General features: G+C 54.1%; 24 protein-coding genes and 2 pseudogenes. 11 read left to right on the top strand and 15 right to left on the bottom strand.

Going from position 1 to position 26,773, the window contains the following annotated elements; all coding sequences use genetic code 11:
• The first annotated feature begins 133 nt into the window (after positions 1-133).
• The 4 genes from OA238_RS23815 (at position 134) to OA238_RS23830 (ending at position 3,641) form a co-directional block, all read left to right on the top strand.
• Positions 134-1,099, top strand: a complete 966-nt coding sequence (locus OA238_RS23815; protein WP_015497182.1) for an ABC transporter ATP-binding protein — start codon at positions 134-136, stop codon at positions 1,097-1,099.
• A 173-nt stretch (positions 1,100-1,272) separates the two neighbouring features.
• A complete protein-coding gene (locus OA238_RS23820) occupies positions 1,273-2,217 on the top strand; it encodes a carbohydrate kinase family protein (RefSeq protein ID WP_015497183.1) in 945 nt (314 codons plus the stop codon).
• 33 nt (positions 2,218-2,250) lie between these two features.
• Positions 2,251-2,979, top strand: a complete 729-nt coding sequence (locus tag OA238_RS23825) for a hypothetical protein (RefSeq protein WP_044037499.1) — start codon at positions 2,251-2,253, stop codon at positions 2,977-2,979.
• 11 nt (positions 2,980-2,990) lie between these two features.
• The gene (locus OA238_RS23830; protein WP_187293106.1) at positions 2,991-3,641 is read left to right on the top strand and encodes a hypothetical protein; all 651 of its coding nucleotides are present in this window, start codon (positions 2,991-2,993) and stop codon (positions 3,639-3,641) included.
• A gap of 154 nt (positions 3,642-3,795) precedes the next feature.
• On the opposite strand, the gene OA238_RS23835 is transcribed toward OA238_RS23830, so the two are convergent.
• Positions 3,796-4,926 carry an ISAs1 family transposase gene (locus OA238_RS23835; RefSeq protein WP_015493784.1) on the bottom strand — a complete coding sequence of 377 codons (1,131 nt, stop codon included), beginning with the start codon at positions 4,924-4,926 and terminating at the stop codon, positions 3,796-3,798.
• Positions 4,927-5,247: 321 nt separating this feature from the next.
• On the opposite strand from OA238_RS23835, the gene OA238_RS23840 reads away from it, so the two are divergent.
• The 3 genes from OA238_RS23840 (at position 5,248) to OA238_RS30810 (ending at position 8,370) form a co-directional block, all read left to right on the top strand.
• Positions 5,248-6,495 (top strand): IS256-like element ISOan6 family transposase, encoded by a 1,248-nt coding sequence (locus tag OA238_RS23840; RefSeq protein ID WP_015497186.1) that lies wholly within the window; start codon positions 5,248-5,250, stop codon positions 6,493-6,495.
• 231 nt (positions 6,496-6,726) lie between these two features.
• Complete coding sequence (locus OA238_RS23845; protein WP_051076573.1) at positions 6,727-7,239, top strand: IS21 family transposase; 513 nt, start codon at positions 6,727-6,729, stop codon at positions 7,237-7,239.
• Between the two features lie 67 nt (positions 7,240-7,306).
• Positions 7,307-8,370 (top strand): IS630 family transposase gene (locus OA238_RS30810; protein WP_085982785.1). Its coding sequence is split into 2 segments (ribosomal slippage): positions 7,307-7,811 and positions 7,811-8,370, totalling 1,065 coding nucleotides; the frame shifts between segments, so codons are not numbered across the junction.
• On the opposite strand, the gene OA238_RS23860 is transcribed toward OA238_RS30810, so the two are convergent.
• From OA238_RS23860 to OA238_RS23870, 3 genes are all read right to left on the bottom strand, one after another.
• Entirely contained in the window at positions 8,335-9,417 is a 1,083-nt protein-coding gene (locus OA238_RS23860) for an IS630 family transposase (RefSeq protein ID WP_015497188.1), read from the bottom strand. The two genes, OA238_RS30810 and OA238_RS23860, sit on opposite strands and share 36 nt — an antisense overlap.
• 199 nt (positions 9,418-9,616) lie before the next feature.
• Positions 9,617-9,811 (bottom strand): hypothetical protein, encoded by a 195-nt coding sequence (locus OA238_RS33340; protein WP_051076575.1) that lies wholly within the window; start codon positions 9,809-9,811, stop codon positions 9,617-9,619.
• A 458-nt stretch (positions 9,812-10,269) separates the two neighbouring features.
• Complete coding sequence (locus tag OA238_RS23870) at positions 10,270-11,259, bottom strand: carbohydrate kinase family protein (RefSeq protein ID WP_044037501.1); 990 nt, start codon at positions 11,257-11,259, stop codon at positions 10,270-10,272.
• A gap of 137 nt (positions 11,260-11,396) precedes the next feature.
• Here OA238_RS23870 and OA238_RS23875 point away from each other — a divergent pair, with 137 nt between their 5' ends.
• On the top strand, positions 11,397-12,464 hold the full coding sequence (locus OA238_RS23875) for a zinc-dependent dehydrogenase (RefSeq protein WP_275450481.1): 1,068 nt from the start codon (positions 11,397-11,399) through the stop codon (positions 12,462-12,464).
• The gene (locus tag OA238_RS23880; protein WP_015497191.1) at positions 12,457-14,124 is read left to right on the top strand and encodes a glycerol-3-phosphate dehydrogenase/oxidase; all 1,668 of its coding nucleotides are present in this window, start codon (positions 12,457-12,459) and stop codon (positions 14,122-14,124) included. The genes OA238_RS23875 and OA238_RS23880 overlap by 8 nt, the downstream gene beginning before the upstream one ends.
• Positions 14,125-14,460: 336 nt before the next feature.
• On the opposite strand, the gene OA238_RS23885 is transcribed toward OA238_RS23880, so the two are convergent.
• From OA238_RS23885 to OA238_RS23915, 7 genes and pseudogenes are all read right to left on the bottom strand, one after another.
• Positions 14,461-15,423, bottom strand: coding sequence for a sugar-binding transcriptional regulator (locus tag OA238_RS23885; protein ID WP_015497192.1), 963 nt, complete (start codon positions 15,421-15,423; stop codon positions 14,461-14,463).
• Between the two features lie 85 nt (positions 15,424-15,508).
• Positions 15,509-16,495, bottom strand: a complete 987-nt coding sequence (locus tag OA238_RS23890; protein WP_015497193.1) for an ABC transporter permease — start codon at positions 16,493-16,495, stop codon at positions 15,509-15,511.
• A 21-nt stretch (positions 16,496-16,516) separates the two neighbouring features.
• Complete coding sequence (locus tag OA238_RS23895; RefSeq protein WP_015497194.1) at positions 16,517-18,016, bottom strand: sugar ABC transporter ATP-binding protein; 1,500 nt, start codon at positions 18,014-18,016, stop codon at positions 16,517-16,519.
• Between the two features lie 71 nt (positions 18,017-18,087).
• Complete coding sequence (locus OA238_RS23900; protein WP_015497195.1) at positions 18,088-19,038, bottom strand: substrate-binding domain-containing protein; 951 nt, start codon at positions 19,036-19,038, stop codon at positions 18,088-18,090.
• A gap of 434 nt (positions 19,039-19,472) precedes the next feature.
• Positions 19,473-20,440, bottom strand: a pseudogene (locus tag OA238_RS30820) (IS30 family transposase).
• Between the two features lie 225 nt (positions 20,441-20,665).
• Positions 20,666-21,169: a DUF6398 domain-containing protein gene (locus OA238_RS23910; RefSeq protein WP_015497196.1), complete on the bottom strand. Its 504-nt coding sequence runs from the start codon at positions 21,167-21,169 to the stop codon at positions 20,666-20,668.
• A 317-nt stretch (positions 21,170-21,486) separates the two neighbouring features.
• The gene (locus OA238_RS23915; protein WP_015495721.1) at positions 21,487-22,734 is read right to left on the bottom strand and encodes an IS256-like element ISOan6 family transposase; all 1,248 of its coding nucleotides are present in this window, start codon (positions 22,732-22,734) and stop codon (positions 21,487-21,489) included.
• Between the two features lie 211 nt (positions 22,735-22,945).
• Here OA238_RS23915 and OA238_RS23920 point away from each other — a divergent pair, with 211 nt between their 5' ends.
• Positions 22,946-23,212 carry a hypothetical protein gene (locus OA238_RS23920; RefSeq protein ID WP_044037503.1) on the top strand — a complete coding sequence of 89 codons (267 nt, stop codon included), beginning with the start codon at positions 22,946-22,948 and terminating at the stop codon, positions 23,210-23,212.
• A gap of 350 nt (positions 23,213-23,562) precedes the next feature.
• On the opposite strand, the gene OA238_RS35450 is transcribed toward OA238_RS23920, so the two are convergent.
• From OA238_RS35450 to OA238_RS34210, 3 genes and pseudogenes are all read right to left on the bottom strand, one after another.
• Entirely contained in the window at positions 23,563-23,877 is a 315-nt protein-coding gene (locus OA238_RS35450; protein WP_083906818.1) for a recombinase family protein, read from the bottom strand.
• A pseudogene (locus tag OA238_RS23930) lies at positions 23,841-24,215 on the bottom strand (IS1380 family transposase); the annotation flags it as partial. The pseudogene OA238_RS23930 and the gene OA238_RS35450, both read right to left, overlap by 37 nt.
• A gap of 245 nt (positions 24,216-24,460) precedes the next feature.
• Positions 24,461-24,679 carry a replication initiation protein gene (locus tag OA238_RS34210; RefSeq protein WP_015497198.1) on the bottom strand — a complete coding sequence of 73 codons (219 nt, stop codon included), beginning with the start codon at positions 24,677-24,679 and terminating at the stop codon, positions 24,461-24,463.
• A gap of 114 nt (positions 24,680-24,793) precedes the next feature.
• Between OA238_RS34210 and OA238_RS23940 the strand changes: the two genes are divergently transcribed.
• A complete protein-coding gene (locus OA238_RS23940) occupies positions 24,794-26,041 on the top strand; it encodes an IS256-like element ISOan6 family transposase (protein ID WP_015494114.1) in 1,248 nt (415 codons plus the stop codon).
• 10 nt (positions 26,042-26,051) lie between these two features.
• Here the strand turns inward: OA238_RS23940 and OA238_RS23945 are convergent, their stop codons facing one another.
• Positions 26,052-26,525 carry a replication initiation protein gene (locus tag OA238_RS23945; protein ID WP_051076577.1) on the bottom strand — a complete coding sequence of 158 codons (474 nt, stop codon included), beginning with the start codon at positions 26,523-26,525 and terminating at the stop codon, positions 26,052-26,054.
• Positions 26,526-26,773: the final 248 nt, after the last annotated feature.

The following is a 26,773-nucleotide window of genomic DNA, read 5'->3' on the forward strand; positions in this document are numbered from 1 at the left end:
TGTGGTCGCGAGGTGAGGCGCGTCTGGCGCGTAGACCTCACATATCACAGCGCCTGACGCGCCGGATCTGTTGGCGTCTGCGATGTCGCAAGGTAGAATATCGTGCCCACAGATCAGAAGATGGAGAGGAACCATGGGGCCAGAGACAAACTTGTTTACGATTGCGCTTGGTCTGCAAGCGCCCTGGAGCGTTTCCGACGTGCGCATCGATACCAAGGCAAAGGAGATCCACTTCGAGATCCGCTGGGGTGCCGTTTGGGGTGTCAGAGATGTCAACATCGACATCGCTGACGAAGAACTGCTAGTTTTGCTCAGACCATCTGGCTGCGGCAAGACCACGACCATGCGCATGATTGCTGGCCTTGAAGAACCAACCGGAGGTCAGGTCATCATGGACGGGGAGGTCATGAACGAAGTGGACGCACGCGACCGCGATGTAGCCATGGTATTCCAAGGGTACGCTCTTTATCCCAACATGAGCATCTATGAGAACATTCGCTTCCCTCTTCGGATGCGCAACGTTCCGAAAGAAGAGCAAGATCGCCTTGTGCGCCGCGCTGTTGATATGGTGGAAATGGGTGACTATCTTGACCGTAAGCCAGGCACTCTTTCAGGCGGACAGCGGCAACGCGCCGCCCTCGCCCGAGCAGTTGTACGTGAACCCCAAGTGTTTTTGATGGACGAACCGCTATCAAACTTGGACGCGAAACTGCGCCAAGCAATGCGTGTCCAGATCAAGCATTTGCAACGGCAACTTAAGATCACGACGGTCTACGTCACACACGATCATATCGAAGCCATGACCTTGGCTGACCGGATCGTGATTATGCAAGGCGGCGCTATCCAGCAAATTGGCACGCCTGATGAGATCTACTCTGATCCTGCCAACACCTTTGTTGCCAGTTTCATCGGCGCACCACCGATGAATATCATCGACGGCGAACTTAACGGCGGCACATTTACGTCACCGAACATTGAAATAACTGGTCTGTCAATCAAAGCCGAAGCTTCTATCAAACTTGGTGTGCGTCCCGAAGACTGCGCTGTTGTGGGCAGCGGAAATCCAAAGCTCACCTACGTGGAGAAGTCTATGGCGTAGAGCCAACAGGTGATATGACCTACTTAACGCTCCGCGTAGGCGAGAACAATTTGGAAATCAAAGCAGATCGTGCGTACCAGTCCGACTTGGGCATTGATGAACAGGTTTCCTTTGACACAAACCGCCTCTACTTCTTTGACACAGAAACAGGCCTAAGGATTCGGTAAATTGCTATGACATTCGACTACACTTCTGTTGGTTTCTTCACCTTCGACTGCCTCGGTCGTCCCGTAAACTCCATACCGCCCGGAGGCGATACGTACTTTATCGATGAAATGGCCTTGGCCGTTTCAGGAGCGGCCGGAAGTGCCGCAATCGTCGCCGCAAAGCACGGTTTGTCAGTTCAGGCAGTCGGTGGAGTCGGTGTCGACGACATGGGTGATTGGGTCATCCAACGGCTCAATAACTTTGGCGTCGACACCAGAAATATGGAGCGCGTTACCAACTTTCCTACCTCTTCGTCAATCGTAACGACGCGCCCAGACGGAGCCCGCCCTGCTCTGCATCGCAAAGGGGCTACGGGCGGATTCTACGTCACAGACGAGCAAGTCGATGGCGTCCTCGATACGAAGATCCTCCATGTTGGCGGTGTCGGCTTGATGGACGCCATGGACAAAGGTCGTACTAGGGAAATCATGCAAGAAGCAAAAGCGCGTGGATGCACGACAACGCTAGATGTCTTTGCCGCATCCCAAGAAGACTTCTCGTTAATCGAACCGCTTTTGCCTTACACTGACTATTTCATGCCGTCCGAAGAAGAGGCCATGACTTTGTCTGGTCTCACCAATTTTGAGAAGGTCTGTTCTCTGCTTCTCGAAAAGGGTGCTAAAGCTGTTGTCCTTACATTAGGAGCGGACGGGGCTATGTATCGCGACCAAACTGGGTTATCCTTCAAAGTCCCGTCTTTCGATATTGATGTGGTATGTACTTGCGGTTGCGGAGACTGTTTTAACGCTGGTTTTGCTACGGGTCTTCATCTCGGTCTTAGCCCGCAAAACTGCGTTCGCATGGCACAAGCATCATCGGCACAGAATGCTCTAGGGCTCGGCTCCCAAGCCGTTGTGACCGATTTGGCCGCGACGCAAGCGTTTATGGAAAGTACTCCGAAAAAGTGCTAAAGTGTAGATTCACAAAAGAAGTGGAAGGCGCAAATGCTACCAAAACCTCATAGTGACCCAGGTGCTGTCGCCAAAGATGCGTTGCGCGGTATCCGCTTTGCGCTCAAGCGCGGAGCGAAGATGATGATGATCAATAATGGACCGCGTCAACTTCCAGAACAGTTCGAATCCGCATCTTCCAATTTTTTGCAGAATTCAGAGATACTAACGGGAACCGTCGACAAGATCATTCAACGCATTCTTGGACTCGAATTTGATCCCGTTATGTTTGCTGCGCCTTCCTTTGCCTCGACGGATGTAACCAAAGACGCTCACGAGGCAATGTCGACTGACGCATCAAACCTGTATTTTGCTCTGTCTCTGTCCGCAAAGCATCTTGGTGTGTCAGACTTGTTGGTAAGCGAAGCTATCTGCGCAAAGCTGATTGCCGAGGACGGGTCTTTCGATTGGCCGCTCGCAGAACAATCCACTGAGTTTTTGTGCTCACAACTCTGTATCCGAATTATCAATATGAACATTTTGGGTGACCCCCCCGGTGTATCCAGCAGTCATAACGCCGACAGAGCGATGGATGTTGCGATTATTGCCTTCGCGACGGCTCTTTGGGTTTATGTCGAAAGAGGCAAGTTTTCGGATACTGAGCCTGAATTGCTTGAAATGTGCTGCTCGGTAGCGGAACAAAAGCGCAACAAAATTACACAAAATATGGCAGAAGAGGATCGCTTCCTAGCGCTCTTCAAGTACGCCCTTGAGACAGTTTAAGGATCGGGTCCGTGATTGTAACTAAAGTTGAAATGCCAGATTCAGCAAATACGCCCGTCAGAAAGTCTGTCAGACGGCTGAGGTGGTTTAAGGAAGCGGTCCAAAGACAGATCGATGCTCTCTCCGAACAGACTGGAGTTAAGTTCTCCGTGGATGACAAGGAGCTTCACTCCTTGTTTCTAAGGTGGTTAGAATCGTTTGAAGCTCAAAAACCATCAGAAGACGGGAAAAAAGAAGACTATGTGAATTTCGCGTCCGGATTGATGTTACGGGAGTTGATTAACTCAAAACCAGCAAGAGTTACCACCCTACCAGACGATGCCGACAAATCTAACCCTGCTTACTTTTGGCCAGAGGGCTACCTTTATGTTGTCCTCTGTCTAAACATTCGTGCTGCCGTCCTGGAGCAGGACTTCAACATCAAAAAACATGTTGTGCCAGAGATGGATGAAGTGCGTACTTGGTGGTCATTTAAGGAAAACATGCATGAGGATCCGAACTTAGCTATCGGATTTTTCGATTTATTCTCTGGTATCGAGCCAAGCTGGGATATGCCTACTATTTTTTCCGCCAGAAAGGGTCGTCAAGTTGCCGTTAAGTACTTAGTACGAAGTGACAATCTATTAAAGGTTCAAAGCAAGATCAAGCTAACCAAAAGTTGATCAACTGTTCAAATTTAGAAACGAACCATTTTCCCATGGTGACTGAAAATTTCGTTCAATTGTCCTCTAGAATAGCAGGGCACCAGAATGGATAGTTCGTTGATGCTGAAGGGTCCAATGTCCCTACTATCGTTACAGGGCAATCGCGTTTGGCTCATGTTGTTGCCAAGTCACTGAGAATGCTGCGTAAGAAGGTGGTGTCCCAGCCTGCACGTTTGATTTTTATGGAGAGAGAGCCCTTGGATGTGTCACGCCGGAGGACGTCGAGTGCGCGGCGACGTAGAACGGCGATGTTGCCGGGACCGTTGTCTTTCCGATTGCGTGCGGCGTCCTCGCGGAAAGACACATCCAACTGCCAATGAAGGGCATTTTCGATGGCCCAATGGTCGCGGACAGCGGCCAACAGCACCTCAGGTGTGGGAACCCAAGACAGCGCGAAGTAGCGGGTCTCTGAGGTCACCTTTCCGCCCGTCTCTCTGGTCGCCTCGATGCGACCGAACCCCTTGAGGCCAGGGAATTCGTGGTATTCTGCCAATGCCTTAGCCGATACCACAACCGCCTTACGGGTTTCTTTTCTTCCATGGCCGGTATTTTCCGTAACGGCTGTTGGATCGCTTTTGTGCCCCTTGCTGAAACATCCACGGGCGTCAGACAACAGGGATTCCTGGTTACCCTTGAGGGCGAGGCACCAATCACCGCCGCCTGCGTTGATTGCGGCAACCGTGCGGCGGTTGCAATGTAATGCATCACCGGTGACCACCTTGCCCCGCAGATCGATCAACCCAAGCGCCTCTATGGCCGCGCTGAGTTCTGTGCCTCGGTCGGCAGGTACTGTCGCCAACGTCAGGCGCAGCCGCGAGGCATAGGCTGAGACCATCATGCGGGTCCGTGCGCTTTCGCCCGGGTCGCGCGCACCCCGTAACGCTTTGCCGTCAATCGCGATGATATCACCGTCTTTGAGGAGCTTGGTCACATCGGCAAGTACCTTACTGAAGGCCGCATCGAGTGCCTTCGGGTCGATGATCCGGAAGACCTCCGAGAAGGTATCATGCGATGGAATGGCATGCTTGAGTTTCAGGAAGTTCCTGAAAAGGCTCTCTTTTGCACGGCCAAATGCGGCCATCTCGGCGCAGGAGGTCGATCCACATAAGACCGACACGAAGGCGATAACGAGCAGTTCACCAAGGTCGTGGCGCACGTTACTGGCGCGCGGATCAGGAACTTCGTCGAAGGCGGATAGAAAAATATGCATGGCGATGAGCACCCGATGAGAACAACCACCCATCCAGAATCCATCCCGCCATCACCTGCAAGAGCAATCCTTTACTCACTCAGTTCCAAACGCGATTCCCCTGACTATCGTTACGATACCTTTATTATTTGTAACTCCCAAGCACCCCAGCGGATATCGGGTTTTGGGTTGCCCTTGCGACGTTAGAGCCGAGCGATAATCTGTTGTGGTGATAGGGTGAGTGTTTCGAGGATATTGCCCCCGTTTTTTTGGAGCTATGACTGAATCTGGTGTTTGAGTGGTTTGAAGGTTGGCGGCGTATCTGGTTGAATTGTTGTTGGAAGACAGCAGCCCAACCAAAGGAGATACACCACCATGGGAACTACTAACATTGTTGATTTTGCGCGTCGAGACGAGATGACGGACGCGTTGACGGAGTTGCTGAAAACGGGAGCACAACAATTGATCGCGACAGCAGTTGAGGCTGAGCTTGTCAGTTATTTGGCGCAATTTACCGGCTTACGCACCGATGCCGGTCACGCGGCAGTCGTGCGTAATGGACATCATCCGGCCCGCCCGTTTCAAACGGGCATTGGCCCTGTGAGCGTGCGCATTCCAAAGGTTCGGTCCAAGGACGGCACACCGGTGACATTCCGGTCTGCCCTGGTGCCGCCCTATGTGCGCCGCACGAAGACGCTGGAAGCGGCCTTGCCATGGCTTTACCTCAAAGGGATCTCCAGCGGCGAGATGGCTCCCGCCCTCAAGGTTCTTCTGGGCCCAGATGCCGTTGGCTTGTCGGCTAATACGGTTTCGCGTTTAAAACGCGATTGGGCCAATGAATACGAGGCTTGGAAAGGCGCTGAGTTAGATGACGAGCCCATCGTCTATATCTGGGCCAACGGCGTTCACAGCGGCCTTCGGGGCGAGGATGACAAGCTCTGTGCCCTTGTTATTATTGGGGTAACTGCCCGTGGCAAGAAGCGATTTCTGGCAATTGAGGATGGGGTGCGCGAGTCCACGCAGAGCTGGCGCGAGGTTCTGCTTAACCTCAAAAGCCGAGGCATGAATGCGCCCAAACTGGCCATCGGGGACGGTGCCATGGGGTTTTGGGCGGCCATGGACGAAGTCTATCCTGAGACCCGCCATCAACGCTGTTGGCAACACAAAACGATGAACGTGCTCAATTGTTTACCCAAGCTGTCTCAGCCAAAAGCCAAGGCCGCGCTGCACGACATCTGGCAGGCCGAGACCAAAGTCGATGCAGAAAAGGCATTCGATCTGTTCATCAAAACCTACGAACCCAAATACCCCAAGGCCACACTATGCCTGCAAAAAGATCGTGAGGAACTCATGGCATTCTTCGACTTCCCGGCGCAGCATTGGCAAAGCATCCGCACTAGCAATCCAATTGAATCGGCCTTCGCGACGATCCGGCATCGTACCAAGCGTTCAAAGGGCTGCCTGTCACGCGATGGCATGCTGCACATGATGTTCAAACTGGGGCAATGTGCTGAGCAAAATTGGAGGAAGCTACGCGGCTTTGACTACCTCGCAAAAGTCATCACAGGCGTCACGTTCAAAGACGGAATCGAAACCACAAACCCCGACCAGATCACCGCATGACCAACAATACTCAAACACCAGATTTGACAATAACTCTTTTTTTGACCGTCGAGATGACGGATGCGTATTCCGGGGTGATCTGGCCACCCGTACCGATTTGATCCGGCCGGTGATTCCGGGGCATCCGGCCACCCCTAATTTGCCATTTTTTAAGCGGCTGCGAGACGATCTGTAACAGGGCTACTCTTACGTTCATTTGAACGAGAGAGTAGCCCAATGAAGAGATTGCCGATGCGGAAGATACGGGAAGCTTTACGGCTTCGAGCAGATGGATTTTCAGGCCGCCGGGTGGCGCAGAGTCTGTCGATTGGACGCGCCACGATATCGGAGTATTTCCGGCGTGCTGACCTGGAGGATTTGAGCTGGCTCCTGCCAGCCGATCTGTCTGATGTGGACCTTGAGCGCCGCCTGTTTCCTTATTCCCCCGGAGAGGCGCGTTTGGCTGTTCCTCTGCCTGATTGGGCGTATGTGCATGCGGAACTGCGTCGCAAAGGCGTGACGCTGTCGTTGCTTTGGGAAGAGTATCGCGGGGTTCATCCGGACGGATACAGCTACAGCAGATACTTCGAACTCTACACGCGTTGGGAAGGCAAGCTGTCGCCGGTGATGCATCAACGTCACCCTGCCGGCGAGCGCTTGTTTGTCGACTATGCGGGCCACACCAAAACTGGCGAGGTGCCTACGGCCCAGATCTTTGTCGCGACGCTGGGGGCGTCCAGTTATACCAGCGGCCAGAATATCTGACTCATTTATTTGGTTTTAAGTTTTGGTAAACTCTGAATCAATATTCTCCATAGATTGGGAGGTGCTCATGGGTGGAGCCATAAAAATTACGCGCACGGATATGTCTGCGAAAGATTTGCGCCGTGCGGCAAAGCGAACCAAGGATGGGCGGGTTGTACGGCGACTACTGGCCATAGCGCTGGTGCTTGATGGGGTGGATCGTGAAACGGCTGCCCGCAGCAGTGGTATGGATCGACAAACACTTCGGGATTGGGCGCATCGCTTTAACGCAGAAGGCATTGAGGGGTTATCGGATCGGAATGGCAAGGGGGCAAAACCACGGTTGTCGCCCAAGCAACAGGCGCAATTTGTGGCGTGGGTGGAGGCCGGGCCCGACCCAGTAAAAGATGGCGTAGTACGATGGCGTTGTGTCGACTTGCAGGCTCGTGTTGAAGAGGAGTTCGACGTGAAACTGCATGTGCGTACGATTGGGAAATATCTAACCAAGCATGGCTTTCGCCGCCTGTCTGTGCGTCCAGAGCATCCGAAAACTGATCGCGAAGCGCAGCAGACTTTTAAAAAAACTTTACCAGCCTCGTAAACGATACTCTGCCAGAACATGCAAAGGGGAAGCCTCTTGAAGTATGGTTCCAAGATGAAGCCCGCGTTGGACAACAGGGGACACTCACCCGTAAATGGGCCAAGCGTGGAACTCGCCCGCGCGCACCCCGTGATATACGCTTCAAATGGAGTTATATCTTTGGTGCCGCTTGTCCCGCACGTGGCACCGCCGCAGGTCTCGTCCTGCCCTACGTCAACGCCGAGGCTATGGGGCTGCATCTTGATGAGATCGCAAAAGCTGTCGCACCCGGCTCACATGCCTTGCTGATTGTTGATGGGGCGGGTTGGCATGGCGCAAAATGTTTACAGGTGCCAGATAAAATTACGCTCGTTAAGCTGCCACCGTATTCACCAGAACTCAACCCCATGGAAAACGTCTGGGCTTATCTGCGAGCCAATAAACTCGCAATCACAGTCTTCGACACCTATGACGAAATACTCGACAAATGTGCACAAGCTTGGAACTTCTTTGCGAACGACCCAGAGCGAATAAGTTCAATCACAGATCGAGAATGGGAAAGGGTCACTTAATTCGGCCGTTGGTATTATGACGCGGAAATTGTCTGAGACTTGGCTTCGGAAGGTTTTCCACTCATTTTGGATGGTTTCGCGAAAGAATTTCAGGATCGCATTCGCGAACTGTTTTTGTGTCGGGTGATATCGATTGTGAGTCACATGTTGATGCATGACCGCCCATAATCGCTCGATGGGGTTGAGATGCGGGCAATATGGCGCCAACTGGATAAGATGTATGCGGCAGTCTGGCCTTGCGAGAAAGGCCCTGACATCTGGCCCTTTGTGATAGGCGGCATTGTCCCAGATAACGTGGATCATTCGCTTGTCGGGATTGCGAGCCTCAATCCTGGCCAGAAGTTGCGCAGCACTAACGCCGTCGACGGTGGTTGGCTCGACAAAGGGCGTGTCGAAGGTTTCGAGGTTCAGCGCGCCATGGATGTTTACGCGGCCACGCCCTGCTGTAGTTTTGATCGCCGAGTTTGATCCTGCCTTCACCCAGCCATGGCTGGGTTTTGTCTGATATTCAGGATGTACAGCATCAGCGAAATATACGGCTTCATCTGCGCCCAGATCGCCCATCAGACGTTCGTACAATGCGATAAATGCTGCCTGCTTTTCAGCAGAGACAACGCGCGGCAGGGCCTTGGGCTTGCGATATTCAAACCCCAACCGGGCAAGAAGCTTGATGCAGCCAGAGTGCGAGTAGCGCAGGCCAAATTTTGTTGAAACGTGGGCTCTTATCTCAACCGACGAGTGGCAGAAGCGGCCGTCCAGCCAGTCGCATAATGCCGCCTCTTGGTCAGCGTCCATACGAGATTGACCGCCTTTCCAGCCATCAACTGCAAGCGCATCCCAGCCGTTTTCACGATAGGTTTTGTGCCAGCCGCGAACGGTGTCGTCGTCCAAATATAGAAATTCCGCGATTACCTGACAGGACTTCCCATCATCCAGCAAAAGAAGCGCATTTGCACGCCGTGCAATCCCATGATCTTCGCGTTGACTGCGAACACAGACCTCAAGCTCAAGGCGCTCCATGGGAGAAAGAAAACCGGGACGGATCATGCAGATAGCTGAATCGGTCTACGTCCAGACGTCAACCCGCCAAAATTTGGGTGATCTAGGACTCTGTGTATAGTACCAATTCCTCGATACAAACCGTTAGCCGCCCAACCCGTTCCACAGCATGGCGTTCGGCCAGAACCATCTCTTGCAAAGCGATCTGCTGCGCAGGGTAATCAAAGGATTGTCGCTGCAACCAACGTCAGTAGCGCATTGTCCAGGGTTTGGTGCGATAATAAATCCGCCCATTTCGCAGAAGAAATGCCGAGATCAGCTGTCGCTTGTGGCGTTGATCCTGCGCCGCGCTGTCGCGTGCCCGCACCAAATTCCGCATTGCTTCATGTGTCTCGTCAGGCACCCAAATTGGTGTTAACTCGCCCGCCCTAAGCAGACGCACGAGGCGTTCCGCATCCCGTCTATCCGTTTTGATCCGCCCCCTGGACGAACAGAGATCAGTGAGGGAGCTACGACATGACAGGTGAACCCAAATGCTGTAATCTGGCGATACAGCCCATAACCGGTTGGCCCGGCCTCATAGCAAATTTCAACACGGTCGAACCACGCTGCCAGCCTTTTGAGGAACTTCTCTACAGAAGTAGGGGCCGTAGAAATCGTCCCCCAGTCCTCCAGTCCCACACCTCACCGTCCCTGCCATCTTCTGCAACCGAAACTGCCAATGTGGCCTTGGACGCGTCAAGCCCAACGAAAACTACTTTCTCTTTGTTCATAGCAAGCCTCCAAAAATGAAGGGCAACACAATTTTTAGCCCATCTGGAGGTAAGCATGAAACCTCACAATGCTAAACTGCCCTGCAAAAGACATGCGGTCTTACGTTTAGATTTGTCTCGTTTCGGTTCAGTTATTTTCGCCAACAAGGAACTCTGGTTCCCTCGTCCGACAAGAATTCATAAAATTGATGACCTGATCGAAACTTTCGATCCCGGCCTGGGATCCCAGACCTGTTGCATTCAACGCAGACATAGCCGACGCAAAGCGCATGGCTTCCTTTGGCTGCATTCCCTTGACAAGGGCTGTGGCGATTCCTGCATTGAAGACGTCGCCGCAGCCACAAGTGCATTTCACATCTATACTATGGGCAGGCACCTGAATGCGTGTCCCATCGCGGTGATGATAGTAGGCCCCGTGTTCCCCCAGTGTGAAAATGCAGCACTGCGCCCCTTTATCGAGGAAGAACGACGCCATGCGTTTGATGTCGTTCATCCCTGACAGGGCTTCCGCTTCTTCGATTGAGGGAATAAAATAATCAGTGTAGGGAAGCACGGCTTCCACGTCGGGCAAATCGGCCTGAGATCCAGCGAACACGTCCACAGTCGTGATGACGCCACGCGATTTCGCGTGTTTCATCAGGCGGGCTGTTCCCTCGCCGTCCATGGCATCCATCAAGCCAACCCCACCCAGATGCAGGACTTTGGCATCGGTGACGGAATTGAAATCGTTTTCGTCAATGGTGAAGACACCGGTCGCACCTTTAACATGAAGCGCGGGGCGCGATCCGTCTTTGCGAGTCGTCACGATGGAGGCGGAGGTCGATGTATCGGCAAGGCGGGCCATTTGTGCCGTGTTGACGCCGAAATGCTGCAGCCGCTGAAGAACCCAGTCGCCCATCAGGTCTGTGCCAACACCGCCGACGGCGAGAGCAGAAAGGCCGACTTTAGAACCAGCAATGACCGAGGCGCCGGCAGCACCGGACACAGCAATGGTTACTTCATCGATGAAGTATGTACCGCCACCGGGTGGGACGCCGTTACAGGGCCAGCCGAGGCAATCATAGGTATAAAAACCAACAGATGCGTAGTCAAAACTCACGATTCCAGTCACTCCCATGCTTGATCTCAATAACGATTGTGTTTTATTGTATCAATATCAACATAAATGTTCATTTCACTTCCAGTTAATTTAGGGGGTCTTCTTAGAAATTGCAACTAGTTGATAGACTGCAAGAGTATTTTCTTATATATAAGATGAACAAAAGAAACTGGGAGTTTATCATTGTGAAAGCCACAATCTTACAAGCACCAAACCAAATTACCCTCAAAGAAGTAGAAATCCCGGTGATTGGAACTGGGGATCTTCTGATCCGTATGCGGGCGGCGACTGTCTGTGGGACCGACATCCGAATCTTTCGCGGGCGTAAGACGCTGGGCGTGCGTTACCCCTCGATCCTGGGCCACGAATTCGCGGGGGAAATCGTCGACACTGGCGGCCGCAGAGAATTTTCAGTGGGCGACCGTATCGGGCTGTGCCCTGCAATTTCCTGTGGGCAATGCTACCGGTGCAAGCGGGGCGCAGAAAACCTGTGCGAAGAAGGCATGAATTTTGGCTATGAGATTGATGGAGGCTTTGCAGAATTCGTTCGTATCCCGTCAAAAGCGGTGGACAGCGGCAACGTCCGCAAACTTCCGGCAAACATGACCTTTGGTGAGGCCGCGCTGGTCGAGCCGCTGTCGTGTGTGCTTAACGGCCAGGAAAAAGTGAACCTGGGCTTCGCGGATATTGTTGTGATCATCGGCGCGGGGCCCATCGGCCTGATGCATGTCCTCCTCGCGCGGCTTCGTGGCGCGATGAAGATCATCGTGTCCGACCCCAATCAATACCGACGCGACGCCGCAATGCGGTTTGGCGCAGATGTTGCGATCGACCCAGGGACAGAGAACGTCACGGCGCGCGTAAAAGCCGAAACAGACGGTCGCGGGGCCGATGTGGTCCTTTGTGCGATCGGCGTTCCTGCCTTGGCCAGACAAGCGACCGACATGGTCGCCCATGGCGGCCGGGTAAGCCTTTTCGCAGGATTTTCCAAAGGCGACGTGTCGGAAATGGACATCAACGCCATTCACTACAGTGAGATAACGATCACCGGCTCCTTTGGTCTAAGCCGTCGGAATTTCGATGATGCGTTCGACATGGTTGCGTTGGGCCGCTTGAATGTAGCGCCCCTTATCACCGAAACTTTCGGCCTCGACGAGGCGCCTCGCGCCTTCGAGATGGCGGAAAGCGGCGCAGCCTTAAAGGTGGCGATTGAAAATGTCTGAGCCCGAAAACATCGACGTTCTTATCATCGGTGGCGGCATTAACGGCTGCGGCATATTTCGAGACCTGTCCGCACAGGGCGTCGACTGCGTTCTAATAGAACGGGATGACTTCTGCTCTGGCGCGTCCGCCGCCTCGTCGCGGCTTATGCATGGTGGGCTGAAATATCTTGAGACGGGCGAATTCGGACTGGTCCGCGAAGCGCTGGTCGAGCGCAACCGTCTGTTGGCAAACGCGCCGCACTACGTTTCGCCGTTGCCCACGATTTTACCGCTGCGCTCCCATTTCTCCGGAATATGGCCATCGGTCAAACGATTCTTCAGATTCAAGGCAAAGATGATCGATCGGGGTTCCTTGATTACGCGCGCCGGGCTCCTTGTTTACGATACCTACGGTCGTCGCCACAAGTCGATGCCTTTCCACCGAATCCTCAATCGCAAAGCGCTTCAGAAACTCGTGACCGGTATGGACAGCGATATCATTGCGGCCGGGCTTTACTATGAGGGGCAACTTACTCACGCGGAGCGACTCGGCCTTGAGCTGTTACTTGACGGCGAGAAACTGAACCCCGGGTCCCGCGCAATCAATCATGCCCACGTGATCGGGACCCAAGGCGACTGCGTAACCTATCAGCAGGGCGATTCTATTCAGACCGTCCGGCCCCGCATCATCGTTAACGCCGCAGGCGCCTGGATCGACGCCGTAAACCATGAGTTGGGCATCAAAACCGCACTGATGGGTGGTTCGAAAGGATCGCACATCATTGTCGAGCACCGCGCGCTCTACAAGGCACTAAACGGGCATATGATCTATTTCGGCACCGCCGATGGACGGGTGAACCTTTGTTATCCGTTTATGGGCCGTGTATTGATCGGGTCGACCGATATTCCGGTGGAAGACCCAGATACCGCGCGCTGCGATACCCAAGAGGTATCCTACATGCTGGGCACAATGCGCGAAGTGTTTCCCGATGTTGATATTTCAGAGGAACATGTACGGTATCGCTTTTGCGGGGTGCGTCCGCTTCCCCGCGCCGACGGCGACATCGGTCTGGTAACGCGGGATCATTCCATCGCAGAATTCACGTTCGGACCGAGCACCCCCGTCCTGTGCCTAATCGGCGGCAAGTGGACGACGTTTCGCTCGTTTTCCGCCGAGGCGGCATGGCGCATCCTCGCACATCTCGGCAAGCCGCGTAGGACCAAAACGGAAGATATGGCTATCGGCGGCGGGCAAGATTTCCCGCGCAATCCGGCCGATCGTACTCGTTGGATCAACCGGGTGGCGGACGTGTCAGGATTGCCCGCCGGCCGCGTTGGAACGCTTCTTAGGCGATACGGAACGACAGCCGAACGGATTGCGATGACCTGCACCGAGGAAACAATGCTCAGATCCCTGCCCGATTATTCCTCCGAAGAACTGGGCGAACTGTGCCGAAGCGAGCGGGTGGGAACGCTCGCGGATCTTCTGCTGCGCCGCACCCTGATCGCAATGTTGGGGCGTCTGACCGCCGAAGTCATTGAGGAGACCGCAGGGATCGCGGCAGCCGCGCTCGGTTGGTCCAATCGCAGACGAGTTCTAGAGGCAGTATCGGTCCCCCTTGGCGAGCCGGCAGCGTACCGCCAGATCGACGACGCGGTTACATTCAAAGCGCATGGGTGAGGCCAGCCGCCAAATCCGACGAAACCTGAGGCCGCTTCAGGCCACTGGTGGTTGAGATGCGCACAGCATCGCGCCTAAACTCGTCTGTATCTCGTTGCCATTCCATATCTGCTTCATATCAAACATTGCTCGAAAGAGACCGGAACTAAACCGCGACAAGACCAGACCTGCGCACATGGTAATCGTTCCGCGCGAATGTGAGCGTGAACTCCGCCTATTCAGTGACCTTCTTCAAGCTGTTCGCCGGCTCCAAGCCAAACTAGGAGATGCCCGCCACATTCTGCTGGGACGATCTCGATCAGCTTCCCTTGAACCCGATCCCGATCATCGCCTAACTCAGGCCGGAACGTCCTGAGGCACAGCCGTTAGGCACAGCCGTTCGGCCACTGTCTGATCAGTAATAAGTACCGACACGGGCATCGCGGTCAGGGCCGCGCGGATGATGGGGACCTTGCGCCACCCCCCGGAGGCCAAGACAATGTGCCGCGTCGATGTCAGCTCGCGGTGATCGGCCGAAAGCACCAGATCATTGACCGGGTGGTCCACCACCTGCCCAGCAGTATCGACGAAGCGGCATAAGATGTCTCCTACGGCCCCGGCCTGCTCAAGCGATACGATCTCAGCGCTGGATAACAGGCCATAACGCATGAAGGTGGAGTCCGGAGTCAGGTCCCCCACCGACAGGATTGCCATGTCCAGGCTGCGGGCACGCTCCTGCACCTCAGCGATGCCGGGATGGTGCAGAAGCGCCTCGCGGCTTCGGGTATCGGGCGCATAGACCGGAGCGGCCATCAGATAGCATTCGGCCGACAACCGGTCCGCCACCCGCCAGGCGAATTCCGAAGGGTTTACCCTTTGCACCCGAGTCAGCCCACCCAACAGGGAGATGACCTTGATGCCATCCGGCTCTTTCTGCTCGATGGCGGTCAGGGAGGCGTTGAGGGTATGGCCCCAGCCCAGTCCGATGGACATGTCCGCCCGCACTGCCCCAGAAATGAACTGCCCCAGCTCGCGGCCGATGATACGCGGAATGTCCTCCTGCTTCTGGGGGCTCGGGATAACAATTGCGCGTTCCAAGCGGAATTGCGCCTCAAGCTTGCGCTCAAGTTTGACGCAATCAGACATCTTCGACGAAACTTTGATCTGCACCGTGCCATCGGCGCGAGAGTTGGCAAGGATACGCAGCACCTTTGATCGGGTCAGCCCGACCAGTCCTGCGACCTCGTCTTGGGTCATGCCCTCGACATAATAGAGCCAGCTCACCCGAGTCTTAAGATTGTCAGAAAAGCTGTCGTTCATTGCCTGTGGTCTCCATGCTGATACCTAGTACGGATTGTATCTGTTAGAGGCGAAGGATACCAGACGAGCCTTTCAGCTCCCTTCATTATCGGCGCCGCAGCAGATCGACCAGCACCGCCACAAGAATCACGCCGCCTACGATCACGCGCTGCCAAAAGCCCGAGACGTTCATCAGCACCGTGCCGTTTGCCAGCACCGCCAGCAAAAGTGCGCCCAGCATGGTTCCCACAATGGAACCTTGCCCGCCGCGCAACGAAGTACCGCCGAGGATAGCTGCGGTGATCGCCCCCATTAGCCACCCCTCGCCGACCGAAGGCTGGCCTCCATCCATGCGACTGGCATAAAGGATCCCTGCGAGGGCCGAAAATGCACCCGCCATGCCGAAGGCAATGAATTCAACCCGCCGTGCCCTTATGCCCGCCAATATTGCCGCATCGCGGTTACCGCCCACGGCAAAGATATTACGCCCAAAACGAGTCTGGCTAAGCATCCAGATCAAAACCAACCCCACGACAAGGAATAGGACCACAGGGAAGGGCACGCCCATGATCTCGCCTTGGCCGAAGATCGTGAAGGCAGGTCCGAGAGGGCGGATAGGGTAGCCCTTAGTGATCACAAGGGTCATGCCAGCGAAGATTTCCCAAGTGGCCAGGGTGACGATGAAGGGATTAAGCCTGAGTCCGGCCACAAAGATTCCGTTGATCGCTCCAAGAGAAAAGCCGAAGGCCATGGTGAAGGGAATGATCAGCCATGGATGAATCCCCCATTGGGTCAGCGCGATGGATCCGACAATGGCCGACAGGCCCGCAGTGGCCCCTACCGAAAGATCAATTCCGCCGACCAGAAGTACAAGGGTCTGTCCCAACGCAAGAAGGCCGACAAAGGCCGCCTGACGTGCGACGACCGACATGTTGTAGGTAGACAGAAAGTTATCCGCCGCAATCGAGAGTGCCACAGTTAGCACGATCAGGGCAACCAGGATTCCGCTGGCCTCCCATTGCCAGAAACGGGTCACGGCAGAAGGTGCCTTGCGCGAGCGCGCGCCGGCAATCAATGAGTGTACGTCTTGCATGATGGTCATCCTATACTTTGTTTAGCGTATCGCCAGTTCCAGCAGGCTTTCCTGCGTCGTGGTCTCATCCCGGACAACCGTGCCCTTCACCTTGCCGTCGTGCATCACGAGAATGCGGTCAGCGACGTCCAGCAGTTCTTCCATTTCCGACGAAATCAGAATGATTGACAGCCCGCGTTCCTCAGTGAGGTTGCGCAGAACCGCCTGAATCTCCTGCTTGGCGTTGACGTCGATACCCCGTGTAGGTTCATCCATGATCAGCACCTTGGCGTCGTGCATCAACCAACGGGCGATGATGAATTTCTGCTGATTGCCACCCGACAGGCTGGTGATCGGATCACGAAGATCATTGAATTTGGCCTTCATCTGCGACGCCAGGGCCTCTACTTCGTCCATCATCTGGCGGTTGCGCAGGGTTAGCAATCCGCCAAAGCGGTCCAAAGAAGGCAGCGCCGTGTTTTCGGCGATTGACAACAGCGGAAAGATCCCCTCTTGCTTGCGCTCTTCAGGTAAGTAAATCAAGCCCGCGGCGATCGCGTCAACAGGACTTTTGAAACGCGTTTTGACACCATCGATGCGGACCGTGCCGCGATCGGCACGGGTGGCGCCGAACAGGCTTTTCGCCATCTCGGTCCGTCCCGATCCGATCAGTCCGGACACGCCCAGGATCTCGCCTCGACGCAGGACAAACGATATGTCGTCGAACTCGCCAGCGCGGCTCATTCCTTCAACCTCAAGCACGGTGCGAGCGGATGACAGATCACGCAGCCCTTGGGTGGCCGCCTTGGGCAGTCGACCCGCCATCATCTGCACCATTCGTGCCCGGCTGGCCTCGGCGGGGGTGATGGTCCCCACGGTGGCACCATCGCGTAAGACGGTAATGCGGTGGGACAAGTCGCGCACCTCGTCCAGACGGTGCGAGATGTAAAACGCGGACCTCCCCTCGGCAGTAATCCGGTGTATATAGGCCATCAGCTTGTCCGTCTCGCGCACGGTCAGGGCAGCAGTGGGTTCGTCGAAGATGATCATCTGGGCACGGGTGGCTGTAGCGCGAGCGATTTGCACCAGCTGCTGCTGGGCCTTGGACAGATCAGACACCCGGGCACGCGGGTCGATGCTATCATCCACTTCGTGTAGGATCTCGGTCGCCGCCGCGCGGGTGGCGGCCCAATCCACCGCAAAGATACGGCCACGGTGGGCGCCCAGCAGGATGTTTTCGGCAACACTGAGGTCAGGTACCAGGTTGATCTCTTGGGGGGCGATGGCGATTCCAGCCCGCTGGGCGTCCACCGGCGCAGCAAAGCTGACTGGTTGACCATCCATCCACAGCTCTCCGGAACTGGGACACAACCGACCGCAAATCACGTTCATCAATGTGGATTTGCCCGCCCCGTTTTCACCAATGATCGAATGCACCTCGCCGTGTTTCAGTGTCAGCGAAACCTCCGCAAGGGCCTGCACCGGACCGAAGGTCTTGGTGATGCCTCTGGCTTCGAAAAGGGGAGAGTCGGTTTGGGGCATGGCAAACTCACTGTGTGCGGGGGACGGTTGATCCGGGTACCGACAGAAATCGGCACCCGAAAAAGGCTCGTTTACTTGTCGACGCAATCCTCCTGGGTGAGAAACCGGGTTCCAGTGTCGTGGGCCATCGGATAGGTGTGGTTCTCGTTCATCGCGACAAGATACAGGATCGTCCAGTATCCCATGTCCCACTGTCGCTGCGCCTTTAGGGCGGAGATCACGCCACTGCAGACAAAATCCACCGCCTCGGGCAGGTCGTCCATTCCGACGATGACTATCTCGCCAGCCTTGCCGGCATTCTGCACCGCGCGCGCCGCGCCGATCGGATTCGACGCGTTCGAGCCAAAAATGCCGTCGATGTCAGGATGGGCCTGCAGCATGTTTTCGGTCAGGGTTATTGCCTGATCCAGGATGTCGTTGTCCGGCTGTTCAAACACGATCTCCATCTCGGGATGCTGCGACAGGGCGTCCTTGAAACCCTCAATCCGCTCTACGTGGTCCGAAGCGGTCAGGCTGCCCGAGAGGATCGCGATCGTGCCTTCACCGCCCAGTTCTTCCGCCAGATACTCGCCCAGGTCATAGCCGTCCTGGACGCTGCTCTTGGGGCCAACGAAAGGAAAGGCATCGTCGCAGAACGAGTTGAAGTTGATGACGTGCACCCCCGCTTTGACGGCCTCGTTCATCAATTGCACGTTAGTCACCCGGTCCAGACAAGCCACGGCGATGCCGTCGGGCTGGCGGCCGATGTTGGTCTCAATACGGCGGTTCTGATCGGCCACGTCGGCTTGGGGCGGCTGATCCCAGATCATCTCGATCTCGACACCGCGCTTGGCCATTTCGTTGACGGCATACTCGGCTCCCGCTTGCACGACGTCGTACCAGGGATGGATCACTTTAGGGATGAAGACGAAGGTCAGCTTGTTCTCGATTGGGGTAATCAGGTCAGCCTGGTCCTGGGCGACGGCAGGCAGAGCCATCAGCCAGGCGGCGGTGAACAGCGCGGCGGTTGTTTTGAGTTTCATAGGGTTCTCCTTAGGTTTTAAAGGCATTTCTTATTGAGTCGTCAGGTGGGTTCCGCCGCCCTCAGGGATCAAGGACACCAGCCAGCAAAGGCAGTCATAGTTATAGAATCAAGCCGAAGCATAATCGTAGAATATGCCATTTCCTCTCCTGTTGAGCTTAAATTTACGTACATTTATCTTAAAGGCAAGATATTTGTTTGATAAAAAACTGCACGTAATCGAATTAGATACGCCCCAAATCCACACATAAAGCCGTTAATACTATGCTTCATAACAATTATTTACAAAATAATCATTTCCATTAATGTGAACATTTTTTCACCTGCTGTGCTTTTTGTTTAAGAGGCACTGTCAAGCTGTCGGCGATCTTCGCAACGATAGCCGGTGTCATTGTACCCTAATTAATCAGATTCTGCGTATTGAAGTGCGCGGATTCAACTTGCCAGTGCAACATGCTGTTTGGGCCCTAGGAATAGCTGATTTGGCGTTTTAAAGCCAAGGCATTTTCTGGGCCGGCTGTTAATCTTTTCGATGATCTTAGCCACGTCCTCATCACTCAGATCATCAATATCTTTTCCCTTTGGGATGTATTGCCGGATCAGACCATTGGTGTTTTCGTTGAGGCCCCGCTCCCAGGAGTAATAGGGGTGCGCGAAGAAACCCTCGGCAGTCAGCTCGCGGGCAATCTCTTCATGGTAAGCAAATTCTCTGCCATTGTAGTAGGTCAAGGTGAGAACCCTTTCCTGATGGGGCTTAAGGTGTTCACAGATAGCATCCGTGACAGCCCGCGCTGTTTTATTGACTGCCTTTAGGCAAGGGTAAATCGCGTCTTGCGCTCAACCAGTGTCACAAGGACAGAGTGTCCCTGCTTGCCGATCATGGTATCTGCTTCCCAATCCCCAACGCGGCTGCGCAGGTCGACGATTGCAGGGCGTTTCTCAATGGATACTCTATTCTTGATCTGACCGCGCCGCTCGGTACTGCCATAGCGCTTGCGCCGTTGCTTTTGAGATCTCAGATGGGTGTGAAGGTCGCCACCGTTACGCTTGTCTGCATAGAGATGCTGGTAGATCCATTCTGGGCTGACGCTTGGCTCACCAATATCTTTCAGATGACCTGTAATCTGCTCGGGGCTCAATTCCTCCCGGATCATCTTTTCAATCCCAGTCCACGCCGCATCCGAGATACGGGTCCGGCAAATTTGTGCCTGCCGTGAGCAAGCCAGACGATGCGCCTGCTTGGGGCGATATCCGCGCAGGCCTGTGTTGCGCGTAAATTCCCACGAAATCGTCGATTTGTTCACGCCGATCTGATCCGCAATGGCATATTGCTTCAAACCTGCTTTCTTCAACGCATAAACTTGGTTACGCTGTCCCTCAGTGAGGCGGTGATAGGCTCGCATTTGAGTTCCTTTACTTTAGACGGTGAGAAGCACTTGGGCATCGCTGCCTCACGCATCATACCGTGGGTAAAGTTGCACTGGCGAGTTGAATCCGCGGGGCTTATACGAATAGGCTGTAAATATTATCCACCCAAATAACCACCTTTTGAGCCGTGCTGCGCTCCTTTTTGGCACTGGATGGGGACGTGCAGGTGAGCGGTAGGGTATCCAGTCTAAGGATTTTAGCTATTCAATATAAGGGATAAGACCCCTTGCATAAGCCTCCTCTTGCACTTCGAGGGGCAGTTCACGAGCATCAACAATCAAACCGTTGAATGAGATAAGCCACACCGTGTCATTTTCGGCGACAAGGCTTGGGAGCATCCAGTCATGCACCAATTGGTGCATCTTCAAAGCTTCCCTCACGGTCTTCGCTTTGTTTCCTGCGGTGCTTGAGGCAATACCAAAAAGCCCACTTAGATCAGCCATCGCCATATATGGAGAAGTTGACTTATCACTGAGGTAATTCACCTGCCCTAGGGCATACAAAATAGCACAAGCCCATGTCTGGGATTTTCCTGAAGCGAGAGGTGTGGGGCGTTTGCGGTAAAGCCCCGCTACGGCATATCTCGCCAGTCCCAAATATTCGTGATTAAGGTGCTTTTCACAAAAATCGTCAGTTATTGCGATCATACTAGCGTAGTCGTCTTCAAAAGCCTTCGGTACATTTGTGGACTTTTTCACTACCATCGCTTGATCCCTTTCGAAGACTGGCTTGTCTCACCGTGTTTTCGCAGGCCGTGAATAGCTTGGCAATCGTCTTGCTACTTTTCGGAATTCCACGCGCCTTGCTCTGATTGACGCTGCCACAAACCCTGTTCAAAACCTTTGGGGTTGTTGAACGTTTTTGGCGATGTTGTGAAAGCAGCCAGAACAGACCCATATAGGGGTCACTTTGGGTAGGGGGCAGGATCGTATCACAAGAAATCCCAGGCGCCGACGTTCTTGCTAGCCTAGAACAAGATGATTCTGAGTTATTGTCAAATCTGGTGTTTGAGTATTGTTGGTCATGCGGTGATCTGGTCGGGGTTTGTGGTTTCGATTCCGTCTTTGAACGTGACGCCTGTGATGACTTTTGCGAGGTAGTCAAAGCCGCGTAGCTTCCTCCAATTTTGCTCAGCACATTGCCCCAGTTTGAACATCATGTGCAGCATGCCATCGCGTGACAGGCAGCCCTTTGAACGCTTGGTACGATGCCGGATCGTCGCGAAGGCCGATTCAATTGGATTGCTAGTGCGGATGCTTTGCCAATGCTGCGCCGGGAAGTCGAAGAATGCCATGAGTTCCTCACGATCTTTTTGCAGGCATAGTGTGGCCTTGGGGTATTTGGGTTCGTAGGTTTTGATGAACAGATCGAACGCCTTTTCTGCATCGACTTTGGTCTCGGCCTGCCAGATGTCGTGCAGCGCGGCCTTGGCTTTTGGCTGAGACAGCTTGGGTAAACAATTGAGCACGTTCATCGTTTTGTGTTGCCAACAGCGTTGATGGCGGGTCTCAGGATAGACTTCGTCCATGGCCGCCCAAAACCCCATGGCACCGTCCCCGATGGCCAGTTTGGGCGCATTCATGCCTCGGCTTTTGAGGTTAAGCAGAACCTCGCGCCAGCTCTGCGTGGACTCGCGCACCCCATCCTCAATTGCCAGAAATCGCTTCTTGCCACGGGCAGTTACCCCAATAATAACAAGGGCACAGAGCTTGTCATCCTCGCCCCGAAGGCCGCTGTGAACGCCGTCGGCCCAGATATAGACGATGGGCTCGTCATCTAACTCAGCGCCTTTCCAAGCCTCGTATTCATTGGCCCAATCGCGTTTTAAACGCGAAACCGTATTAGCCGACAAGCCAACGGCATCTGGGCCCAGAAGAACCTTGAGGGCGGGAGCCATCTCGCCGCTGGAGATCCCTTTGAGGTAAAGCCATGGCAAGGCCGCTTCCAGCGTCTTCGTGCGGCGCACATAGGGCGGCACCAGGGCAGACCGGAATGTCACCAGTGTGCCGTCCTTGGACCGAACCTTTGGAATGCGCACGCTCACAGGGCCAATGCCCGTTTGAAACGGGCGGGCCGGATGATGTCCATTACGCACGACTGCCGCGTGACCGGCATCGGTGCGTAAGCCGGTAAATTGCGCCAAATAACTGACAAGCTCAGCCTCAACTGCTGTCGCGATCAATTGTTGTGCTCCCGTTTTCAGCAACTCCGTCAACGCGTCCGTCATCTCGTCTCGACGCGCAAAATCAACAATGTTAGTAGTTCCCATGGTGGTGTATCTCCTTTGGTTGGGCTGCTGTCTTCCAACAACAATTCAACCAGATACGCCGCCAACCTTCAAACCACTCAAACACCAGATTCAGTCATAGCTCCAAGATTCTGCAAAGCCAGCGCCAAACCCGAAGGGGTGACGCGCTTTTCATGAACTTTGTAATTCTGCTATAGCTGCGTTTAAGCATCTGACCGAAAGAAATCGATCTATGACCACTTACTATATTGCCGCTGCGACGATCCTTTTTATGACCGCAATCTGCTTTGTGGCCGCCTGGATATACGGCTATCGTGCCAGACGCGACCATACCGCTGCCGACTACGAAGACAGATACGGCCTCGAAGGTATGCGCTTACGCGCAAGCCGTGAGGCCAATCTGAATATGCGCGAAAACTTCTTGCGCGGTGGCTGGGGCTTGGTTGTCGTCGCTGGGGCCTACATGATATATCTCGCTATATGGGGTCCGTTCCGGTAGTGGAGCATGAACTCCTAGCGTACGATCCTGCCCCCTCCAGTATCAGACCCCATATGCAGGGTATGGCGGATATATAGTCCGCCGAACTATAACGCTAACATGATGCTTTTGTTTATAAAATAAAGACACCAAAGCCTACACACCACATTCCAAACCACTGTCCGCCATATTTTTGGCGAAAATGAACGTTTTTGACTTCCAGCAATGAGGATAGGTCACCAGCACCTCAGTATGGAAGCCAGCTAAGATCAGGCCGTTGATGAGCCTGCGGGTGTCATTGATAGCCTCTATTGTCGACCTTGAGGCGGAGGGGGCTATATTGCGACTTGTACCATGCTTGTAGGACTTCCCTAATTTTCCGGTGGTCCCTCCGAGGTACCCCCCCCCTTGCAGGCATGGTGCAGCCCCTCAGCGTAAGCGGTGGTGACCATGCCCTCTCGGGTTCGCATCCGAATGAGGTCAGATTCAAATTCAGCGAATGTGGCGAGGATGTTGAAGAACATTTTCCCCATTGGGTCGGTTGGATCATAGACGGATGCTCCGAGCGCCAACTTGACGCCTTTTGCGGCGAGTTGGTCTGCAATTGCGGGTCTATAAGCATAAAGGTACGTAATGCGACATAGGATTATGTCTCGGTCTCGAACCGTCCCATCTGCGAGGCCGATGCTGCCTGCACCTCGACTGCACGGCCACCGACAACCTGGCGCATGACCGGATCAAGGGCCAGTCGGTCTGCGTCGTTGACGTCCTCGTAGCCCGCAAGCAGACCATAGACCGATTGTCGAAAAATCCCCCCGAGCCGGTGAACGGTTTTCTTGCCCCGGCGGTTGTTATTGAGCGCACCCGACGCAAGATTAGACAATCCGAGCACGTCATCCAACTCGCGCATCACCAGCAAACCGCCATCGGAACTGAGCTGCGTGCCACGAAATTTCAGCCGCACCCGGCGGTCAAAACCAAGCCGCCCATCACCCGTTTTGCCTGCACCCTCTGGGTGATCCATAATCCGCAACCTCCGGCCCAATTAACATGCTGAAATAAAACACATTACTGGCAATCAGAGGCGCGAAAACGTCGAGTTACTTGGGGAATGCGGGTTAACATGCTCGGGGAATATGATTTCTCTGAAGAAAAGCTCAAAGATACCCTCGGAATACTGCCCCCAAAAAAGGCCGCATAAAATCAGTGCGTAAACGGGGGGCGCAAAAACAAGAAAAAGCCAGTCAGTCCAATATTATACCGCAAACGCTATGTCGTGTTTCGTACCTTTATGCTCAGGAACCCAATGGCAGGCTTAAGGACACGCTGATTGAGCATTGCGAACCTATTCACCTTACCTTCTGGTATCCCAAACATCGCTCTCAAATCAGCAACGCTAAACCGTTTACTAGTGACGTGCTTGAGGTTCTGCAGACTGGCAATGTGTTGAAACAGCAGCACAGAGTATTTGCTTCCGAGATGAAACACTGCCTGACGATGAGCTATGACTGAATCTGGTGTTTGAGTGGTTTGAAGGTTGGCGGCGTATCTGGTTGAATTGTTGTTGGAAGACAGCAGCCCAACCAAAGGAGATACACCACCATGGGAACTACTAACATTGTTGATTTTGCGCGTCGAGACGAGATGACGGACGCGTTGACGGAGTTGCTGAAAACGGGAGCACAACAATTGATCGCGACAGCAGTTGAGGCTGAGCTTGTCAGTTATTTGGCGCAATTTACCGGCTTACGCACCGATGCCGGTCACGCGGCAGTCGTGCGTAATGGACATCATCCGGCCCGCCCGTTTCAAACGGGCATTGGCCCTGTGAGCGTGCGCATTCCAAAGGTTCGGTCCAAGGACGGCACACCGGTGACATTCCGGTCTGCCCTGGTGCCGCCCTATGTGCGTCGCACGAAGACGCTGGAAGCGGCCTTGCCATGGCTTTACCTCAAAGGGATCTCCAGCGGCGAGATGGCTCCCGCCCTCAAGGTTCTTCTGGGCCCAGATGCCGTTGGCTTGTCGGCTAATACGGTTTCGCGTTTAAAACGCGATTGGGCCAATGAATACGAGGCTTGGAAAGGCGCTGAGTTAGATGACGAGCCCATCGTCTATATCTGGGCCGACGGCGTTCACAGCGGCCTTCGGGGCGAGGATGACAAGCTCTGTGCCCTTGTTATTATTGGGGTAACTGCCCGTGGCAAGAAGCGATTTCTGGCAATTGAGGATGGGGTGCGCGAGTCCACGCAGAGCTGGCGCGAGGTTCTGCTTAACCTCAAAAGCCGAGGCATGAATGCGCCCAAACTGGCCATCGGGGACGGTGCCATGGGGTTTTGGGCGGCCATGGACGAAGTCTATCCTGAGACCCGCCATCAACGCTGTTGGCAACACAAAACGATGAACGTGCTCAATTGTTTACCCAAGCTGTCTCAGCCAAAAGCCAAGGCCGCGCTGCACGACATCTGGCAGGCCGAGACCAAAGTCGATGCAGAAAAGGCGTTCGATCTGTTCATCAAAACCTACGAACCCAAATATCCCAAGGCCACACTATGCCTGCAAAAAGATCGTGAGGAACTCATGGCATTCTTCGACTTCCCGGCGCAGCATTGGCAAAGCATCCGCACTAGCAATCCAATTGAATCGGCCTTCGCGACGATCCGGCATCGTACCAAGCGTTCAAAGGGCTGCCTGTCACGCGATGGCATGCTGCACATGATGTTCAAACTGGGGCAATGTGCTGAGCAAAATTGGAGGAAGCTACGCGGCTTTGACTACCTCGCAAAAGTCATCACAGGCGTCACGTTCAAAGACGGAATCGAAACCACAAACCCCGACCAGATCACCGCATGACCAACAATACTCAAACACCAGATTTGACAATAACTCCCTGACGATCAAGGATTGCCCAATGGTTCGATCCCGCCGCCATTTCTCGAAAAGTACGACCAAAGTACCACGTCACCAGAACGTCACCACTAACCTCATGGCGGTAGTCCACTTTTGCACCGTCCATTAAGCCGCCGATAGTAGTGGTCATTTTGACGGGATCATCCACTGTCAAAACTGCCGCAGCCAATTCCTGGAACAGCGGAATGATGCTTTTACGGCTATGGTTGTCTATGCCATCGATTTTCTTAATGTCTGACAACCTAAACTCGTGGCGCACATCGTCGGCCATACGCCCGCCTGCCGTGCCAATCATCAAGTGCATCAACTTGAGCGCAGCAAGGCTTGGTGCGTGTTGCATGTAGACGCCCTGCGCAACCTCTTTAGGCAGAACAGTTTTCGTCTGATCATAAGCCCGGTCGGCAGCTACTTCGGTTGTCTTGCCCATGGTATCATTTTTATATGACATTATTGATACCTGTAAATGTGCGATAAAGTCTGGATTTGCTACCTTTAAGTCTGGATTTGCTACTTTAAAAAGTAAAAATTACTTTTAATCAGCACCTTACAAGCCCTGAACTTAAGAGAACTTATAGAACAAGAAGGCGCTACGCGCTTTTTGGTAAAAATTTGGGGTAGTTTTGGTGCTTGTTGAAGCGTTCTGCCCCCTACTGAGGGTGCGCCTCCGGCGCTGAT

This window comes from Octadecabacter arcticus 238, assembly GCF_000155735.2.
GTDB lineage: Bacteria > Pseudomonadota > Alphaproteobacteria > Rhodobacterales > Rhodobacteraceae > Octadecabacter > Octadecabacter arcticus.